General features: G+C 51.9%; 15 protein-coding genes, 1 tRNA gene and 2 pseudogenes. 13 read left to right on the forward strand and 5 right to left on the reverse strand.

Translation table 11 applies throughout. The annotated features are described in order from the left end of the window. Window positions 1-34 precede the first annotated feature (34 nt). Window positions 35-778 (reverse strand): SDR family NAD(P)-dependent oxidoreductase, encoded by a 744-nt coding sequence (locus ACV8MC_RS16055; protein ID WP_122506018.1) that lies wholly within the window; start codon window positions 776-778, stop codon window positions 35-37. 619 nt (window positions 779-1397) lie between these two features. Here ACV8MC_RS16055 and ACV8MC_RS16060 point away from each other — a divergent pair. After that, entirely contained in the window at window positions 1398-1877 is a 480-nt protein-coding gene (locus tag ACV8MC_RS16060; RefSeq protein ID WP_122506017.1) for a carboxymuconolactone decarboxylase family protein, read from the forward strand. On the opposite strand, the gene pdxR is transcribed toward ACV8MC_RS16060, so the two are convergent. After that, window positions 1870-3306, reverse strand: a complete 1437-nt coding sequence (gene pdxR, locus ACV8MC_RS16065; RefSeq protein ID WP_122506016.1) for a MocR-like pyridoxine biosynthesis transcription factor PdxR — start codon at window positions 3304-3306, stop codon at window positions 1870-1872. The genes ACV8MC_RS16060 and pdxR overlap by 8 nt on opposite strands. An 89-nt stretch (window positions 3307-3395) precedes the next feature. Here pdxR and ACV8MC_RS16070 point away from each other — a divergent pair, with 89 nt between their 5' ends. The 5 genes and pseudogenes from ACV8MC_RS16070 (at window position 3396) to ACV8MC_RS16090 (ending at window position 7146) form a co-directional block, all read left to right on the forward strand. Continuing rightward, on the forward strand, window positions 3396-3878 hold the full coding sequence (locus tag ACV8MC_RS16070) for a GNAT family N-acetyltransferase (RefSeq protein WP_042609823.1): 483 nt from the start codon (window positions 3396-3398) through the stop codon (window positions 3876-3878). A 28-nt stretch (window positions 3879-3906) separates the two neighbouring features. Beyond that, complete coding sequence (locus tag ACV8MC_RS16075; RefSeq protein WP_042609824.1) at window positions 3907-4581, forward strand: FMN-dependent NADH-azoreductase; 675 nt, start codon at window positions 3907-3909, stop codon at window positions 4579-4581. A 152-nt stretch (window positions 4582-4733) separates the two neighbouring features. After that, entirely contained in the window at window positions 4734-4901 is a 168-nt protein-coding gene (locus ACV8MC_RS16080) for a hypothetical protein (RefSeq protein ID WP_457262587.1), read from the forward strand. Window positions 4902-4912: 11 nt separating this feature from the next. Continuing rightward, a pseudogene (locus ACV8MC_RS16085) lies at window positions 4913-5086 on the forward strand (DUF2625 family protein); the annotation flags it as partial. Window positions 5087-6225: 1139 nt separating this feature from the next. Continuing rightward, the gene (locus ACV8MC_RS16090; RefSeq protein WP_042609825.1) at window positions 6226-7146 is read left to right on the forward strand and encodes a LysR substrate-binding domain-containing protein; all 921 of its coding nucleotides are present in this window, start codon (window positions 6226-6228) and stop codon (window positions 7144-7146) included. On the opposite strand, the gene ACV8MC_RS16095 is transcribed toward ACV8MC_RS16090, so the two are convergent. Next, window positions 7067-7660 (reverse strand): DinB family protein, encoded by a 594-nt coding sequence (locus ACV8MC_RS16095; RefSeq protein WP_064361695.1) that lies wholly within the window; start codon window positions 7658-7660, stop codon window positions 7067-7069. The two genes, ACV8MC_RS16090 and ACV8MC_RS16095, sit on opposite strands and share 80 nt — an antisense overlap. Window positions 7661-8145: 485 nt before the next feature. After that, window positions 8146-8256, reverse strand: a tRNA-OTHER gene (locus tag ACV8MC_RS16100). 299 nt (window positions 8257-8555) lie between these two features. On the opposite strand from ACV8MC_RS16100, the gene ACV8MC_RS16105 reads away from it, so the two are divergent. The 4 genes from ACV8MC_RS16105 (at window position 8556) to ACV8MC_RS16120 (ending at window position 13178) form a co-directional block, all read left to right on the forward strand. Further along, a complete protein-coding gene (locus tag ACV8MC_RS16105; RefSeq protein ID WP_457262589.1) occupies window positions 8556-9713 on the forward strand; it encodes a hypothetical protein in 1158 nt (385 codons plus the stop codon). Window positions 9714-9939: 226 nt separating this feature from the next. Continuing rightward, a complete protein-coding gene (locus ACV8MC_RS16110; protein ID WP_457262591.1) occupies window positions 9940-10833 on the forward strand; it encodes a hypothetical protein in 894 nt (297 codons plus the stop codon). 476 nt (window positions 10834-11309) lie between these two features. Further along, window positions 11310-12416: an AAA family ATPase gene (locus ACV8MC_RS16115; protein WP_457262593.1), complete on the forward strand. Its 1107-nt coding sequence runs from the start codon at window positions 11310-11312 to the stop codon at window positions 12414-12416. Further along, entirely contained in the window at window positions 12417-13178 is a 762-nt protein-coding gene (locus ACV8MC_RS16120) for a DUF4435 domain-containing protein (protein ID WP_457262595.1), read from the forward strand. A 259-nt stretch (window positions 13179-13437) separates the two neighbouring features. On the opposite strand, the gene ACV8MC_RS16125 is transcribed toward ACV8MC_RS16120, so the two are convergent. Further along, a complete protein-coding gene (locus ACV8MC_RS16125; RefSeq protein ID WP_457262597.1) occupies window positions 13438-13656 on the reverse strand; it encodes a hypothetical protein in 219 nt (72 codons plus the stop codon). Window positions 13657-14601: 945 nt separating this feature from the next. Between ACV8MC_RS16125 and ACV8MC_RS16130 the strand changes: the two genes are divergently transcribed. The 3 genes and pseudogenes from ACV8MC_RS16130 (at window position 14602) to ACV8MC_RS16140 (ending at window position 17353) form a co-directional block, all read left to right on the forward strand. Further along, the gene (locus ACV8MC_RS16130) at window positions 14602-14964 is read left to right on the forward strand and encodes a DUF6124 family protein (protein WP_016775441.1); all 363 of its coding nucleotides are present in this window, start codon (window positions 14602-14604) and stop codon (window positions 14962-14964) included. Window positions 14965-15418: 454 nt separating this feature from the next. Further along, a pseudogene (locus ACV8MC_RS16135) lies at window positions 15419-16447 on the forward strand (methyl-accepting chemotaxis protein); the annotation flags it as partial. A 201-nt stretch (window positions 16448-16648) separates the two neighbouring features. After that, window positions 16649-17353: a methyl-accepting chemotaxis protein gene (locus ACV8MC_RS16140; RefSeq protein WP_370593522.1), complete on the forward strand. Its 705-nt coding sequence runs from the start codon at window positions 16649-16651 to the stop codon at window positions 17351-17353. Window positions 17354-17420 lie beyond the last annotated feature (67 nt).

Below are 17420 nucleotides of genomic sequence, written 5' to 3' on the forward strand. Positions count from 1 at the left end.
AGGTGTCTCCTCGACCTCAATGCGTTTCTAACGCCTACCGCAAGGTATACCCCCCATCTACCACAACATCTTGGCCGTAAATGCCACGTGCTCGCTCTGATAGAAGGAACAGAATCACATCTGCCACCGCTTCCGGCTCAAGGAACTTACCCTCTAGTAAGCGCTGGTTGACCGTTTCCGCGACTGAGGACAACGTCGCATTATCCAACCCTAATGATCGCCAGATCGGCGTAGCTGTTGGCCCTGGCGATACGACGTTCACTCTAACTCCGGCCTCAGCCTGTTCGACGGCTAAGGTTCGAGCATGCGCTGTCAGTGCTGTTTTCGACGCAATGTAGCCAGCCAAGCCTGGGAAGGCCAAAGCGGAAAGAAAAGTCCCCACAAATACAACCGAAGCGGGTCTCGCCAATTGGGCTCGCAAAGCTGAAAGCGTGTTAAGCGCACCTGCTCCGTTGATGGCCCAATTTCGCTCGAATCCCTCACTCGCCAAGCTGTCTTCAAATACAGCGACTCCTGCATTCGGTACTAGAAAATCTACAGGCCCGATTCTGGAGACGCAGTGTGCAAGCTTCTCAAGATCCGAACTTACCGTAACATCGCCACTGACAATATGGAGGCGATCACCATAAACGTCTTTGAGTGCAGCCAGGCCGCCCCGGCCACGGGACATCGCCACTACCGTCGCTTCATAGCTTAGTAATCGTTGAACGACTGCCAGTCCGATGCCTGAACTTGCTCCGGTTACCACAGCGACACGATTGTCGAACTCACTTTTCATGTTTCAGCTCCTTGGGTATTAAACCATTTACCCATCACTGACACATTTCATGCCAACCTCAAACGTCATGAAAATCAGGGTGCTGAAGCTATACCGAGTCAATTTGACCATTATTCGTTTTTGTCGAAATGACGACAAATAGGTTTTTTTGACACGCACCAATGGCTGTGTTCTCAAGTGCGTTATAGGACTGAAAATCCGGTCGCATCGAATTTCTTTGAGAGGAAAATGCCACTCCACTCTTCGTAAACACGCCCGAGTTGCTCTGCGAACTGCGGATTGACCGCCCACCGCCCCACTCTCTTGCGATCTGTTTCGGCGTTGTCGACCGGCGAGAGGAATCAGTCTTCACAAAGGCGCTGCACCTGTTATCCACCCCAGAACTATCGCGCATCGCAACTCAGTTGCCGCTTACTGTGCCAGTTTATACACCGGCTTTGGGTGGCCTTCCGCCGGGTTCACGGACAACCGGCTTGGCAACATCGGCGAACGGCGAACGGCAAATCGCGAATCAGAACTGTATGGCTTAGTTGAAAGGTCTTTTCTTGGCCCTGTCTGGCTAGACCACGCGTGGCTACTGTGGGCTCCAACAACCCTAAACCCGCTGCGAGTGACCGCCATGAACAACCGTCTTGATTACTTCAAACAGTCGCCTCAGGCTTCCAATAAGCTGGTGGAGCTGACGATGCAACTGAGTAAGAAGCCGCTACTGGCTGACCTGGCCCACCTCATAATGCTGCGGGCGTCTCAATTGAATGGCTGCGCGTTCTGCGTGGATATGCACGTGAAGGAAGCCAAGATCCATGGCGAGCGCGAATTGCGCCTCCATCACATTGCGGTCTGGCGTGAATCGCAACTGTTCTCGCCAATAGAGCGCGCGGCGCTCGCCTGGACAGAAGCCCTGACCCAACTGCCATCCCATGGTGTACCTGAAAGCCTCTACGCGGATGTGCGTGAGCAGTTTTCCGAACAGGATCTGTCGGATTTGTCGTTCCTGATTGTCGCCATCAACGGTTGGAATCGCCTCAATGTGGCCTTTCAGGCAGTCCCTGGTTCGTCGGATGAGGTGTTCGGCCTGACCAAAGCCAACCTCAACTGAGCGCACGGTTTATAAACGCGCCAAGCTGCTCGCCCTGAGCAGCGCAGGCGCAGTTGGTGAAGCTCAGCAGCAGCCCAGATTGACGCCGCGACGAAACACTCCATCGCGACAAGGGTTGCACGGCGATGCCTTTGGCCAGCAGTTGCTCAGTCAGGGCAGTGTCGACTACTCCCTCCGGCAAACGGAGTACCAGGTGCATCCCTCCTGGCGAGCGCTCCACCAGCAGTCCATTGGGTAAACTCCGCTCCAACGCTTCAATAGTCAAAGCGCGTCGTTCGCTGTAGAGCCTTCGCATGCGCTGAATGTGCCGAGTGAAATGCCCCTCGACAATGAACTCTGCAACCAGCGCTTGAGTAATCGCTGGCGAGCCTGCGGAGAATAACGCCCGACTTACACGCTCAAACGCTGCCACTTGCCCCTGAGGCACCACTAGGTAGGCAAGGCGGATACCGGGGAAAAGCACCTTGCTGAAAGTTCCGGCGTACAGCACGCGCCCGTTGCGATCCAAGCTCGCCAACGCCGGCAAGGGGCGACTGACATAGCGATACTCGCCGTCGTAATCATCCTCGACAACCCAGGCATCGCTCCGGGCCACCCAATCGAGTAACAACTGTCTCCGAGGCAAAGACAGCGCCATACACAATGGGCTTTGATGCCCCGGCGTCACCATGACGACCTGTGCAGCCTGATGCCTGGCAATGGCCTGCTCCACATCCATACCTTCGGCATCAACTGGCACTGCCTCAAGCTCAATACCGAATTGACGAAGCACTTGGCGCGTGGTTGGGTAGCCAGGATCTTCGACCCAGGCTCGCTCCCCTGCGCGCAGTAAAGTATGTGCGATCAGCGACAGGCTACTGCGCCAGCCGCTGGTGATAAATACCTGATGGGCGCCGCAATCGATACCTCGAGACACCTGCAGATATGAAGCTATGGCGCTGCGTAAGGCAGGCAGGCCGTGCGGCGGCGGATAGTCCAGATCGCCTGAACGCATGCCTCGCAGATAACGGGCACCCAAGCGCGCCCAGATCTTGCGTGGGAACTCATCCATTGCAGGCACTCCCATCTGAAACGGCAAAAGTTGCGGTGGACGCCATAGTGCGTCTGGGGAGTTTTCAATCACCTCGCTGCTGACGGATAAAGCGGGTGCAGACAGTAGCGGCCTCTGCAATTCGGGATTGACCACGGTGCCCTTCTGCCCCAGGGCCAAGAGGTAGCCCTCGCTCGTGAGCAGCGAATAGGCCAGCTCGATGGTGCCACGAGCAACGCCGAGATCCTTGGCGAGAGCTCGCACCGAAGGCAATCGGTCACCAGGGGAAAGCGTGCCAGCGGCGATGGCGGCGAGTACTCGGTCATATAACTGACGGTACAGAGGCGAGCCGGGTTGCCCATCCAAGGAGGCGAAAGGGTGCGAACAGGAAGTCATCATGGCCTAGTTCATATCTCACTTCTTGGTTCAATAAATTGAGGCAATGTTAGTTCAAGATTTGACCATCACAACCCACTAAGGCCTCTCCCATGACGTTCAATCTTCAAGACTACGTGCCCAGCGTGCTCGACTTGGCCGACACTGCCCTGCGTCCTCTAGACAGCCGCCATGACTTGAAAATCGCTTTCCCGGTAATGCAGCAATTGCGCCCCCACCTAACAAGCGAGGCCGATTTTATGAGTCGTATCGAACGAATGCGAGCCGGCGGCTATCGCCTGGTTGGAGCCTTCGAGTCATCGGCTCTCGTGGCGCTTGCAGGTTACCGCCTTCAGGAGAATCTGATTTATGGCCCATTCTTGTATGTCGATGACCTCATCACCGATGAAGCCCAGCGCGGCGGCCAGTGGGGCTCCCGGTTATTGCGAGCTCTGGAACGACTGGCTCGTGCCAGCGGTTGTGCTCGCCTTGTGCTTGACACGGGTTTGGCCAACGCGCGCGCCCAACGCTTCTACTTCCGCGAAGGCCTTTATACCGGCGCGCTGCGTTTTCAAAAACAGTTCGATACCCCATGACCGCATCACCCGTACAGGAGGCAATATCATGAACCCGTCTCAGAAGCCCCTCGCTCCTTTGCGAATCCTTCGCCTGATTGCCAGTCCCAACGGTAATGCATCTGAAAGCTTGAAACTGTCTGAGCGGATTCTGCACGCTCTGACAGTACGCGCTGGCATACGCGGGATTGAACTGACGGATATAGACCTGAACACGTTATCGCCAGTCGATGCGACTTATGCCCATGCCTTGGCCCATCCGAGCGAAATAGCTACCGAGGATCAGAAAGGTACATTGAGTCGCTCCGACCAAATGATCATCCTGTTGAATGCCTGCGATGTGCTGCTTATCGCTACTCCCATGCACAACTACAGCGTGCCCTCGCCGCTCAAGGCCTGGATTGACCACGTCGTACGCGTCGGAAAAACTTTCCTCAGCACATCAAAAGGTAAGGTTGGAACGTTATTGGATCGCCCCGTCTACGTTGCCGTAGCCACCGGCGGCTACATTAGCGGTGAGAGGGCACGGCAACCCGACTTTCTTCGTCCCTACCTATCCGCAGTGCTGAAAACCATCGGTCTCAATCAGGTGCATTACTTCACCGTTGAAGGCACAGCAAAAGGGACGGACGCGCTAAAAACGGCGCAGAAAATAGGGTACGACGATGTGCATACGTTCTTTCATGAGGAAATCGAAACTAGGACTCATGAAACAGTTGCCTGAAGCCGGTGCCCCAGACGGCCGAAGTACAAAGGTCGGCAGCGATGCCTGAAGCTGAGCCTAGCTTTTTGATTTTCGGGAGAGCTGTTCGCCCGGGTCGGCAGCCATGGGCCGCATGTCCCCCTCTTAATACCGCCTACAGAGAGGAATTGATCATGAGTCGCCTCAGTTGGTTTCAAACTTCACATGGTGCAGCCAAGTCGCTTGAAGTTAATGACCCCGCCATGATCTACATACGGGAGATGCTGGAGCATGCCGACCGCCCCTACGACTTGCTTCCACCTCACCTCAAAACACCAGCGTTCTTCTACAGCTACAGGTAACAACCAAGTCTACTTTGGGGGCTATAGCATTTGAGACTGGCGGGATACTGATTGATCGGGGCCTGGCGGGATGGAGCGAGGGACGGGCGTAAGGGCAGCTGCTGGTGGCAGATGACGAAGCAGGTGGATGCTTTTCCATCAACGGCGGCGGCTTGGGTGATGATGTGGGAGCGGTGTACTACTAGGCGCCCGATATTCTGCAGTGGGAGCCATTGGGCATCGATTATACCGCCTTCTTGGAATGAGCTGTGAGCAATCGTACGGCGGCCTACTAAGAGGGCCTACGTTGGTAATCCTGGCGCAACGACATTCAGTGAGTGGGCGGAGATCAATGCGTGTCTTTCTACCCATTCCTATGGACACGAGGGGCTGAGTGGCAATAAGCGCGCAGGTTGTCAGCATGGCTGAATAGTATGATTTGAATTGCACATTAGCCGGCCAGTTGTACGCCCCGCCATCACTCCTAATTAAATTAAGCAGGCCGGCAGCGAGTCAAAGTGCGCTGGTTACGCACAGACATTTCAAAGTTGAAGCATTCACTGGACTCTTACTGAGACACTGACCACCTGCTTACGTCAGACTGACACTCCGGATAGTACGTTTGAACAATACAACACCGAGCCTTCGTTCGAGGTTTCTCTCTACCTAGCTTACAGCAGGGGGAGCCCCCCCCAATGGTGGGATGCCCAAGTGCAGCTGCGCTGCTTTGCTACCTCTAAGAATTTAACCAAGACCATCAAGCTGATCTTGGCGCATAAGTCCTCCGACCTTTTGTAATTTTGTTGGCAGCAATTGTTACGAAATTGCTCTACCTGCCTAGGAACACCGCAACGCAGATCATGGGTTGATTAGTACAAAGATCCACTCGGGAGAGAAGGCGGACAAGCGAGGAAAAGGACCACTGTATTTCGTTTTTATCAATAAAGTCGCGAGCACTGGTCTAACACAGACTGCCCCTCGGATTTTGCTGCAAAATTGAAACAAAAAATTTTGGTTCGCGGGCACGGGAATCGCACTTAGCTCGTTTTGCTGATGACTTCAGCCTGTCATTAGATGCGAAGGTTAAAGAGCGACAAGAAGTGGCGTGCCGCTTTGCACATCGGACATAGCTTGGAGGGGAGAGCTCTCTGAGTCCTAATGCTTCGCTAAGGGAAATACGTGACGTACTCCCCACGCCAATTTGAGCTACACGCACCCGATCCATTTCCGGTCAAATGTAAAGAGATTGAATAAGGCGTATTCAAAGTCTAGTTGCAGCAGAAACACGGTGTTCTGCCGCGTAGCTGCTTTACTTGAAAATTATGCTGCCTGCGAGGGCCTAGGAATGAATCGAAACGACTTGCGTCGCGTGGACATGAATCTTCTGGTTATTTTCGAAACCTTAATGTTCGAAAGGAACTTGACTCGGGCTGGGGAGAAACTGTTCTTAGGCCAACCCGCCGTCAGTGCCGCTTTAGCGCGGTTGCGCGACTTGTTCGACGATCCCTTGCTAGTACGCAACGGTCGTACCTTAGAGCCGACCCAGCGAGCGCTGGCAATTCTTAAAGAGTTGCAACCAGCCATGGACACCATCTCCGGAGCTGTCAGCCGAGCTAAGGATTTTGACCCATCCACCAGCCGGGACGTATTCCGAATCGGCCTTTCCGACGATGCCGAATTCGGCCTATTTCCACCATTGATCAATCAACTTCGCGAAGAGGCGCAAAAGGTTATCGTAGTGGTACGGCGGGTTAACTTTCTGCTGATGTCGACCATGCTTGCCTCCGGAGAGATTTCCGTCGGAGTCAGTTACACCACCGAGTTGCCGGCCAACGCCAAGCGCAAGAAGCTGCGGGATCTGCGCGTCAAGATACTGCGCGGCGATAATCGTCCTGGCCCCCTGACCTTGGATGAGTATTGCGAACGACCTCACGCCCTGGTGTCGTTTTCCGGGGATTTGACCGGTGCCATCGATACCGACCTGGCACGCATCGGCCGCTCGCGGCGAGTGATGCTGGCGGTACCCCAGTTCTCAGGACTGCGTGCCTTATTAGCGGGCACGGAAATGCTAGCCGCAGTGCCGGACTACGCGGCGTGCGCGCTGATCGATGGCAGCAGCCAGTTGCGTGCTGATGACCCGCCCTTTGACATCGTGCCGTCGGAGTTGTCGATGGTCTGGAGCGGGGTCAACGATAACGATCCGGCAGAGCGTTGGTTGCGCTCATTAATTGCCCAACACATGGCGACCCCTCTGCCGGTGTATTGAGCGAATTGAAATTTGGATCGGTCTCGCGCAGGAATATCGGCATGTCTGTCATTGGCGGAATGGCCGGAATGTCGAAATACATCTGGATAACCCACCCACGGTGATAGCTGGCGTGGTTGACCACATGCATCAGCATTGCTCCGGCACTCATGGTGCCGCGTTCCCCAGACACAAACGTGAACTCGACGAGTCTATCCAGCGATGCCTCGCTCTGCCGGGCGCTCCAGTCGCTGTACCAGTGATCGATCTCCTTTTGTGCCAAGCGCAAATCAGCGAGTTCGGGATGCAGCAGATCATGTGAAGTTTCGAAGCCGTGCCCCCGGCCTTCGAGGTGAGCCTGCCAAATGCAGTCCACGACGTAAATGTGATTCAAAGTGCCGATTACGTTTTTGAACACCGACACTCGCTCTTTGCTGACTTCGCCAGGAGGCAGTGCGGCCAGGCTGTCAAAGAGGCGCTGATCGGCCCAGCATTTGTAATCGGCAAGCATGCGGGCTGTGCGTACGTTGATCATGAGATTTCCCCAATTTAAATGGGCGTAATGCCAAGCATAGCCCTCACAACGAGCGGCATCGAAGACGCTGATTATCGGTCGGCAAGCGCCAGGGAGCCAATTGGGCTAGGAGACTCGAAGCCGGAAAGCGTAAAGGCGCTGCCTGCCCCCCTCAGTCTTTGCTGATCAGGGAGCCTACCAGAGTTATACGACGAAGCTGGATCAGTTGTGGAGGGTGAGCGCCAGGTAGCGGCGACGAGATGGGCCTCTGCCGCCTGAAAAACGAGCCGTCTTGAACGGCTGCTTATGGCCGAAAGCGGTCTACTGAGCATTCAATGCTGCCGTCGCGCTGTGCTTAGTTTTGTTGAGCACTTAACGGTGTCAGAAGGGTAGGGTTGCGGAAATGCCCGAAAAGATGCGGAAACGATCCGTAGACAGAGGAGCCAATTTCCTGAATGCCAGAAACGACAAGGCCCTGCATAATCAGGGCTTTGTCGTACATAAGATGGCGGAGGCGATGGGATTCGAACTCATGGACCTGTTACAGTCGACGGTTTTCAAGACCGTACAATGATCTGATCTTATGATTGACCGGCTCCTTTTGGGAAATTGCTTCCAACCGTAACCGAGCGACTTCGGCGAGAAACGGACGGCGATGAGCCTACCCATCTGGCCGCTAGCGAACGTTCAGGAACGACCGCTTCCGGCCAGAAGCGGGCATCGGCAAGCGACCTCTGTCGGCCAGAAGCTGACGGTTATTGAAGCACTCCAGCGATCCATTCTCAGTCCTGAACCTGTGCGTTCTTGTGCCAACAATTAACCATCGGCCCTATGCAACCCTTTAATCTCTCTTATGGCCTTCTGCCGGCTACAGTCTTGTGCTAAAAGTTACCAACCACCTGCAGGGAGGCATAACATGGTAACCGAGAGCTCAATTGATGATGCCGCTAAAGCAGACGGCGAATCAGCGGAATCAGCACGTACGAGGCGCACTCGCCCCTATCCAGCATCGTCGTTCGAGGATGCCTTGTCGTTAGGCGAAGCGATCATGCAATACGCTGCGGGTGAGAAAGTGCGCCGCCTGACGCTTATGCAACATATGAATAAGTCGCCGGGTAGCGGTGCGACAAAGATGATGATTACCAACTCAAACAAGTATGGAATCACATCGGGCGGTTACTCAGCCGAGCATTTAGAGCTGACAGAAAAGGGTAGGATCGTAGTAAACCCAGCGCGCCCAGAGCGCGAACGTCGTAAAGCTGCATTCGAGTTAGCTGTTGCAGGCGTAGCACCATTTTCATTACTTTACGATCATTACAAAGAAAAGCGGCTTCCTGATCGTGAAGTTATAAAGGACTTCCTTCGAGATTCGAGCATCGAAGTACCCGACCTAGATGAGTGTGTAGATACCTTTATTGTTAATGTAAAAGGCCTTGATCTACTTAGAACGCTTGGAGGCGCAGAGACGCTAATATCTATAGATCAGGTTATTGATGAAGTTGCCGAAAAAACGTCTGACGTCTCTTTTTCAAAGATGGTAAATTCTCCGCAAGTACCTGGCGGATTAAACCAAAAGGAGGACTCTGTAGAGTGGTCTAAAATTTGCTTTTATATCACGCCTATAGGTTCAGAAGAGAGTATTGAGCGGAAGCATGCTGATTTGTTTATGTCGTCGTTGGTCCAACCCGCATTAGAAGAGCTTGGGCTGACCGTGGTTCGTGCTGACCATATTGGTGACCCGGGTATGATCACCACTCAGGTACTAGAGTATCTCAAGAGATCTAAGCTTGCGATTGCAGATCTTTCATATTTAAATCCTAATGTCTTTTATGAGGTGGCACTGCGACATGCACTTAGGCTGCCGGTAGTACAAATCATTAGAAAAAGTGACCGCCTTCCTTTTGATGTAAACCAATCCCGGACCTTGGTCTTTGATACAACCGATATATACTCTTTAATCCCAAAGCTTCAAACATATCGAGCAGAGATTGCGAATCAAGCAAGGAAGGCTATTGATGATCCTGAAAGCGTTGGCAATCCTATCAGTATATTTTATCCAGACTTCTATAAATAGGGTGCGTCTAGAAAAAATTCAAACTTATAAGTTGTAAGATATTACGCATAGATTAGCGTGCTTGATATATAAAAAGTAAGCGTCTCAGAGGTGCTCAGAAAGATTGATGCATTTTCATTTCGCGCATTGATTTGAGCTTGAGGGGCTAATGTAGCTTGCGAAGCGGGTTGCTAAGTGCTGACGTTCTGGAAAAATTCGGCTCTCGGCTCTCCTTGAGGGGGTGTTAATGAAACTGACAAAAATAACAATCGCAGTTGGTATAGGCGTGCTTTTAATATTCGGCTCCTATGGATCCCTCGTTCTCTATAAGACATGGCCAATAACTGAATACTCAATTGCAAAAGCTGGAACTTTCGGTGATAGTTTTGGTGCGGTAACTTCTCTGTTTTCCGGTTTGGCTTTTGCAGGGATTATTCTAACCATATTGTTGCAAAGGAAAGAGCTAACAGAATCGAGAGAGATTTTCAGAATTCAAAGGTTCGAGGGTTCGTTTTATCGTTTGCTGGAGCTTTGCAGAAGGAATCTGGAAGACGTGAGAGTTGTAGATTTTGAAGGTAAAACTCACGAAGGTATTGGCGCACTTTATTACTATAGCAAAAGATTTACAGACTCAATGAAGCGGCATAGTAGCTTTCTACAGGTCGACCATGGTCGAGTCGTGTACGAGTATCATTTGTTCGTAGAAATTCAAAAGCATATTGTTCGACAAGCTCGTTATCTTGGTACGCTTCAAAATATTCTGGAATTAATCGAGCGAGATCTTCCAACCGATCAAGAAAGAAAGCCTTATTGGGACATAGTTTCCAGTCAAATAACCTTTGGTGAAGCTAGATATATTTTTTATTGCTGCCTGGTATCAAAGAAAGACGACCAACTTCGACCTTTAATGGAACGATCTGGCTTGATAGTAAGGCTCATAAGCAGTTCGAATATAAGTAGCACGCTTCGTGAGTCGTACAAACGAGCTCATGGAGTCGAATTTATAAAGTCGCCCGTTAAACTGGTACTTCCTTACTCGCTTAAGAAGCTTAAAGAGCATACTAAGCTCGCAAAAGTTTCTTTGCGGGCGGCTGCAAATGCTAAGGCAACTAAAAAGGCTGAGCCAGCCCGAATTCAATAGAGTTTAATCGCACGTGCGATGAGTCGAAAAGCTTGATTTGGCCTCTAGCTTTGAACTGAGAATGGCGGGTAAGGGCCGAATAAAGACACCCAATAGGGATATTCCCGGAATGATTGCAAGAGCTTGGTTAAGCTATCTTTAGGACGTATTGGATACCGGAATAGGCCTCAGCATGCAACGCAATCTTCGTGTAAATACAGAATTTAATGGCTTGAAAGCGCTCCAAAGGAGCCAGGCAGGGGGGCTCAATCCATTTATTTAGGCTTTCGATGACGATTTTCGTTTCATGGCTGTCGCTGTGAACAGTCACAGCTATCCCAAAACAGCCTTGCTTAAAATGCATCTCATGGATATCTAGCGACAGCTCACGGCTTGGTGTAGGCTAAGGGGAATATGTCAATTAGACATCATTCCCTTTCGAAAGTACGATCAAAGATTAGTTAACATTCGGATTTAACGACTTAAAGGAGAAAGTCTTGAAACTTATATCAATCCACGTCTCGGGTCTTTATGGGACTCAAGAAAATATAAATTATGAATTTAATAGTGATCTGAATATCTTGACCGGGCGCAATGGTTCTGGAAAGACAACTATTTTAAAGCTTGCTTGGTTTATTATGAGTGGAAATGTCAGTCTCGCCCTCAGGGAGATTGAGTTTCGCACTTGCACTTTAATAACTGATGAATATACGTGCAGGATTGCTAGGGCGTCTAACTCTAATTATTCTATTAATATTGAGCATAACGGCGTTAATTATTTATATGATAGCGCTGAAGACGAAAGTGAGCATTATCCATGGGTTGAGTCGTCCGCAACTAAAGCAACTTCAATATTAGCATCCATTGGTAGCTCAATTTTCTTCCCCACATTCAGGAGAATCGAAGGCGGCTTTTCTATGACGACGGGTCAAAGCTCTGGCTCTAGAACAGGGCTCAGAGGTGACAACGAAATTGATGAAACTCTATCCTCGCTGTCTCGGAAGCTTACACAGAAAGAGCATGTTTTTATTTCGGCAATTTCTACTCAAGATGTGACCAGTCTTCTCCTGCGCCGTTACGCTGAGTTTTCTGAAAAGGTCAGTAGCTTCCAGGCTCTTATTTCAAAGAGTGTGATTGAGAAGATACGCCAATACGAAAAAACTCAAAGTGTACGACAAGACGCTGACTCCCTGCTATCGGAAACAAGAGCTGAAATTGAAAAAATTGAAGAGTTTCGATCTGAAACACTCAAGCCGCTTGATGCAATTCGCAAATTGGTTGAAAAGCTTTTCAAGCATTCAGGCATTAGTTTTGGGAAGAGGTTGAACTTCGGCGACGCAGCCGACGCGGTGTCTAGTGACACTCTATCTGCTGGAGAAAAGCAAATGCTCAGTTTTATTTGCTATAATGCCTTCCATAAAAACAGTGTAATATTGATTGATGAGCCTGAGCTTAGTTTGCACGTTGACTGGCAAAGGCAGCTCTACCCAATTCTAAAATCTCAAAATTCCGGTAACCAATTCATTTTCGCGACACACTCTCCATTTATTTATGGGAAATATCCTGATAAAGAAGTTCAATTGGGCAGCGATAGGGGCGAATGAATGTCTTCTGAAAAGCCTCGCCCAACTGTAAACGAGATATTTGAGCTGTTAAAGCGCAGCTATATACCGACCGTATTAGTAGAAGGGAAGAATGATATAATTTTCTACAGAAAAGTAGAGGAAGATCTTCAAGATTACGGTGTAGATATGCTTCCAGCAGGAAACAAAGGTGCTGTTCTCGAACTCTACGAAAAAATTAAGAACGAACCAACCCCTGCACCAGTCGTGTTTGTAGTCGACAACGATCTATGGGTGCATGGTCATTTTGACGGTGATCAAAGGCCGGACGGTGTAATCACCACTCGCGGTTATTCCATTGAGAATGATATGTATGAGGACGGAGAATTAGAAATCCTTCTCAATAGAGATGAGCGCGACCACTTTACTGGTTCCCTTAGCAAATTTGTAAACTGGTACGCTCTGGCTGTATATAGAAAAATCAATGGTGGCGCTTCTACTTTTCGGACGCATCCGGGAAAGATACTTGATGACAATATTTACTACGACTCAGAAATAATCTTAGCGAAGGGTGAGCAATACCCTGATGCTTTTAAAAAGTCTATTCTTGAAAAGTACAGTTCTGTGCTACGAGGTAAGTCGTTATTCGCGCTGCTACTTCGTCAGTTATCTGCAAAGCGTAGAGAGGTTAAGTTTGGCGCGATGCAATTGATGGAGCTAGGTGCCGCAAGAAAGGGCGCTAACTATCAAAGGCTATCATTGGAAATCAGAGCTGCGCTTGATAAGTCTTTCGCTCAGAAATAGTCCCATCCCGCTGAGTAATTTCCCGAAGTAAAAGTACCCAGGCCTGTGAGAACGGATTGGTTACTTACTTTCAAAGGTAATGTCCGGGGTTGATTTTGGTTGATAGTTTGAGTTCGCTATCTGTCCGATAACGGTTCCTTGCAGATGTCCGCTTCTGGTCAGTTGCTGCCGGATACAACTGGCAGCTATTGGCCGAAAGCTGACGACCACGACTGACCGCTTTTGGTCGAATAGAACGACCGCTGCCTGCTAGGCATTCCTAGGACTGCCGTATACGCATAATTGCATCTTTAATCGCTTTTGCATTTGTGTCTAAGGTTTCCATAGCCATCACAGCGTTATCTGCAACTACCTGCACGCCATTAGCCGAAAGCCACACGGCTACCTCCTCTATTGCAGCCGCCAACGCATGCTGGTTGTGCAGTAGCAATGTCAAGGCATCTGCCGTTGCGATATTGGAGGCTGAGTGATCTGACATGAAAATCGTCCTTGAGCGATGGGTTTGAAAAGCCTAGTACATGCTGCGGAGTTGCATTGGCTTAAACACTTGTGCAACAGACATCTTTAGCGCACCACACAATGGTGGGACAGCTCATATCAGATCTCGCGGAACAACGGCAAGAGAGCGTTCATTGCACCAGCATTTCTATCCCCGTTTTTGACAGTATCAGTAGTGCCCAGATCGTAGCCGAAAACGCTTGCTTTAAAACTGCTACAGAGAAGGGAAGAAATCGCGGAGTCTTCGAGAAAGGGCACCTGGCTGGTACGATGCTGGTACAGGGGTTTTTAAAGCGGTCTTTTGGCCTTTATTAAATGGGGCAGGGACCGACGATGGGTCCGATCCATCATCGGGGCGACGGAGAAGCGGCGGGAGAGTGTGACGGGTTGTAGGGACATGTGAGGAATCTGGATCAAGAAGGCGAAGGCGCAAGAGTTTATCAGGTCTGCGAACAGGCAAAGGCTTGCGAGGCGCTGTTTGTGGTTTGAACTGGGCTCCGACGCGCTCGGCCTGATGGGAGGAAGTGTATTTCTGCCTGTTTTCTGTCCTTCAGTATGCGTTTAAACGATTGCGCAGGCGCTTGTTTAAATCTGACTGGTGAAAGTTATCCGAAGCCTACCTTGTCTTGCGCCTCCCCCTACACCTAAGACAGAATCCGCCGGCTTGTGCGTCTAGCCTGCGGGTTTTATCGTCTCCGGGTCACTGAAAACAGTGGTCGGGTTTGGTAGCCCGTTCCGTCAGAAGCACAAGACTACTGTCTTGCGATGACGTTTCTCGTCTTCGTTTTATGGTGGTCATGCGCGGGGCGTCTTCGGATGCGCCGGGGTTCCTGACGACCGGTCTACCAACCTGCGTATGGCCTCCACCCTTCGTTTGGTAGCGAGAGTGATGGCTCCTTTTCGTTAATCCGTCAGGAGTTACACCATGTTCAAACCAACACCCAACCCGCCAGAAACCGACCCCGCATCCCCCTACGAATCCGCCAATTCCAAAAAACTCCACGAAGCCGCCGAGCGCGCGCTTGATCACTATCTCCTTCCCGCCAGCCTAATCAGGGCCAGCACCGATGCGCCCGAACGCATGTACCTCGCCAATCCGAAGTACGACATGGAATCCCTGTTGGCCAATGCCTGCGAAACCCTGGGTTCTGCCTCCGAAATGCTCAACAACTTTGCCGCGACGCTGGATAACTCGCGCCGCAAATCTGCGCTAGGCATTGCGCAGGTGGTGATGTTGGCGGAGTTGGCGGTGAATCAGGCGTTGGATAAGGTTGAAATCAAGCCGTAAACCCGTGTCCCTCTGTGGCATGCGGCACGCCGTTGCTGCAGAGGGGCGGGGTTCTGCATTGACATTTTCATCGTCTTTTCACGCCGATAGCGATGTGCCACAAATCATGATGGCAATGCGTCATCACGCCACTCAAAAAGTTCAACGTTTATACAAAAATATAAAGTTGTACAAGTTTTCGCAAAATTAATAGCATCCCTCCAGACACCTTTGCTGAAACGATAAATCCAGCGTGCAAATGCTCTGTTGCGACGTGCTGGGTTTGTCTACCGGTGCTCGCGTCGGGTCCCTTTTCGACGCTTCAACAGCATAGGCATATGCATTCCCGGGACCGCTGGAGCGTCCCGTACTACGCCCTGGATGACGACCCCCGAATGTCTGGACGGTGACTGTGGTTACCGGAGATCAATTTTTTTGTGCCTGGCGTTTCGCGTCAGGACGTTTGAGGCTGAATATGGCAGTAGCATCGAATTTCCTCGGTGACATCAAAGTTTCCCGCAAGCTGGGAACCGGCTTCGGCATTCTTCTGCTGGCCGTTTTGGCGGTTGCCTTCATTGGCTATAACAGCAACAGCGTGCTGGTTGATCGCTTGAGTACCACGCGTCTGATCGGCACGTTGAATGACGCTACGCAAAATATGCGTCTGTCCGAGAAACAGTACGAAGCCGCCGCTGACGCAGCGTTCGCCGAGTCCTATAACGCGCAGTTGAATGTGTTGCAGGGCCTTGTGGGCAAGGCGCTGGACACCTTGACCCGCGCTGAAAACCAGCAAGCCTTGAAGGCTTTGCAAGCCACGATTGTTGCCTACGACCAGAAGGTCAAACGGCTGATCGCTGCCGATCAGTCGACCACGGATGCGCTGAAACCGCTGACGGCGCTGTCGGACAAGTACGCGCAAACTTTTGCCGGCATGCTTGAAGGCACCACGACCAGTGCCTTGGCGTCTGCCGATGGTGAACGCGTTCGGGAGCTGCGCACGGTGGCCGATTTGCGCAATGGCATGACCACGTTTCGCCTGATGTTGCGTCGTTACATCGCGGTGCCCAATGACGTGAACAAAAAACTGCTGATGGAAACCATCGATACCTTCTTGAGTGATATCACCAAGGCGCGCACCAGCCTGCCGACGGCGCTGTCGAGCCAACTGGAAGAAGCCCACGCCGGCATGCGGCGTTATCGCGAAGTACTGGTGGAAGTGGCCGGGCTGTTTGAGCAGAAGCAGAACATGCGCGAGCAGGTCGACCAGGAAAGCAAGGCGATGGACAAGATCATGAGTGGCCTGATGGACACCCAGCAGCGCCTTGCACATGAGGATCAGCATTCGGCTTTTATTCAGATGGCGGTATTGACTGCGTTGGCGCTGGTGATCGGGCTGTTGGCTTCGGTGGTCATCTCGCGCCAGATCACTGCGCCGCTAGCGCTGACGGTTGATCTGGCACGACGGATTGCCAAAGGCGACCTGACGGTACAGGCCAGGTCTGCGCGCAAAGATGAGTTGGGCGATCTGCAAAATGCGATGCAGGAGATGGCGCAGAACCTGAACACGCTGGTGCAAGGTATCGGCAATGGCGTCACGCAGATTTCCACCTCTGCGGAAAAGCTCTCGGCCATGAGCGAGCAGACCAGCGCGGGTGTGCGTCAGCAAAAGAGCGAGGTCGATCAGGTCGCCACGGCGATGCACGAAATGGCTTCGACGGTGCAGGAAGTTGCGCGTAACACCACCGATGCCTCAGCTGCCGCGACCCTCGCCGATCAGCAGGCGCGCCATGGCAGCACGGTGGTGAAGCAGGCGACGGTGCAGATCAGCGAACTTGCCATGGCCATTGAAGAGTTGGGCGGTGCGATGAATGTGCTGACTCAGGACAGCGAGCAGATCGGCAAAGTCATCGATGTGATCAAAGCCGTCGCCGAGCAGACCAATCTGCTCGCGTTGAACGCCGCTATCGAAGCCGCGCGGGCGGGTGAGCAGGGTCGTGGTTTTGCTGTGGTGGCAGACGAAGTGCGCTCGCTGGCGCAGCGCACGCAGGACTCGACCAAGGAAATCGAAGCGCTGATCGTTACCCTGCAACAAGGCACGCAAGCGGCCGCGACGCTGATGACCTCAAGCCGCGAACGCACCCTCGATACGGTGGTACTGGCGCAGAAGGCCGAATTGGCGATTACCGAGATCAATCAGTCCATCGGTACGATCCAGGAGATGAGTCTGCAGATCTCGGCCGCCGCCGAGCAGCAAAGTGCCGTGGCCGACGAAATCAACCGCAGCATTGTCAGTGTGCGTGATGTGGCTGACCAGTCGGCTGTCGCCAGCGAAGAAAGTGCGGCGGCGACGATCGAATTGGCGTCCCTGGGGCAGGACCTGCAGCGAATGACCGCGCATTTCCGCACCTGATCTTTTCAACTTGGCGCACGCGGTGCCTTCAACTATTCAGGCGCCGCAGGGCTACAGTTATTGCCTT

The organism is Pseudomonas sp. PK-RTE-24, from assembly GCF_054052265.1.

Bases quoted from the DNA above. Each gene is read 5' to 3' on its own strand.
- ACV8MC_RS16055 (WP_122506018.1), bottom strand. From the start codon at position 778: ATGAAAAGTGAGTTCGACAATCGTGTCGCTGTGGTAACCGGAGCAAGT.
- ACV8MC_RS16060 (WP_122506017.1), top strand. From the start codon at position 1,398: ATGAACAACCGTCTTGATTACTTCAAACAGTCGCCTCAGGCTTCCAAT.
- pdxR (WP_122506016.1), bottom strand. From the start codon at position 3,306: ATGATGACTTCCTGTTCGCACCCTTTCGCCTCCTTGGATGGGCAACCC.
- ACV8MC_RS16070 (WP_042609823.1), top strand. From the start codon at position 3,396: ATGACGTTCAATCTTCAAGACTACGTGCCCAGCGTGCTCGACTTGGCC.
- ACV8MC_RS16075 (WP_042609824.1), top strand. From the start codon at position 3,907: ATGAACCCGTCTCAGAAGCCCCTCGCTCCTTTGCGAATCCTTCGCCTG.
- ACV8MC_RS16080 (WP_457262587.1), top strand. From the start codon at position 4,734: ATGAGTCGCCTCAGTTGGTTTCAAACTTCACATGGTGCAGCCAAGTCG.
- ACV8MC_RS16090 (WP_042609825.1), top strand. From the start codon at position 6,226: ATGAATCGAAACGACTTGCGTCGCGTGGACATGAATCTTCTGGTTATT.
- ACV8MC_RS16095 (WP_064361695.1), bottom strand. From the start codon at position 7,660: ATGATCAACGTACGCACAGCCCGCATGCTTGCCGATTACAAATGCTGG.
- ACV8MC_RS16105 (WP_457262589.1), top strand. From the start codon at position 8,556: ATGGTAACCGAGAGCTCAATTGATGATGCCGCTAAAGCAGACGGCGAA.
- ACV8MC_RS16110 (WP_457262591.1), top strand. From the start codon at position 9,940: ATGAAACTGACAAAAATAACAATCGCAGTTGGTATAGGCGTGCTTTTA.
- ACV8MC_RS16120 (WP_457262595.1), top strand. From the start codon at position 12,417: ATGTCTTCTGAAAAGCCTCGCCCAACTGTAAACGAGATATTTGAGCTG.
- ACV8MC_RS16125 (WP_457262597.1), bottom strand. From the start codon at position 13,656: ATGTCAGATCACTCAGCCTCCAATATCGCAACGGCAGATGCCTTGACA.
- ACV8MC_RS16130 (WP_016775441.1), top strand. From the start codon at position 14,602: ATGTTCAAACCAACACCCAACCCGCCAGAAACCGACCCCGCATCCCCC.
- ACV8MC_RS16140 (WP_370593522.1), top strand. From the start codon at position 16,649: ATGGCTTCGACGGTGCAGGAAGTTGCGCGTAACACCACCGATGCCTCA.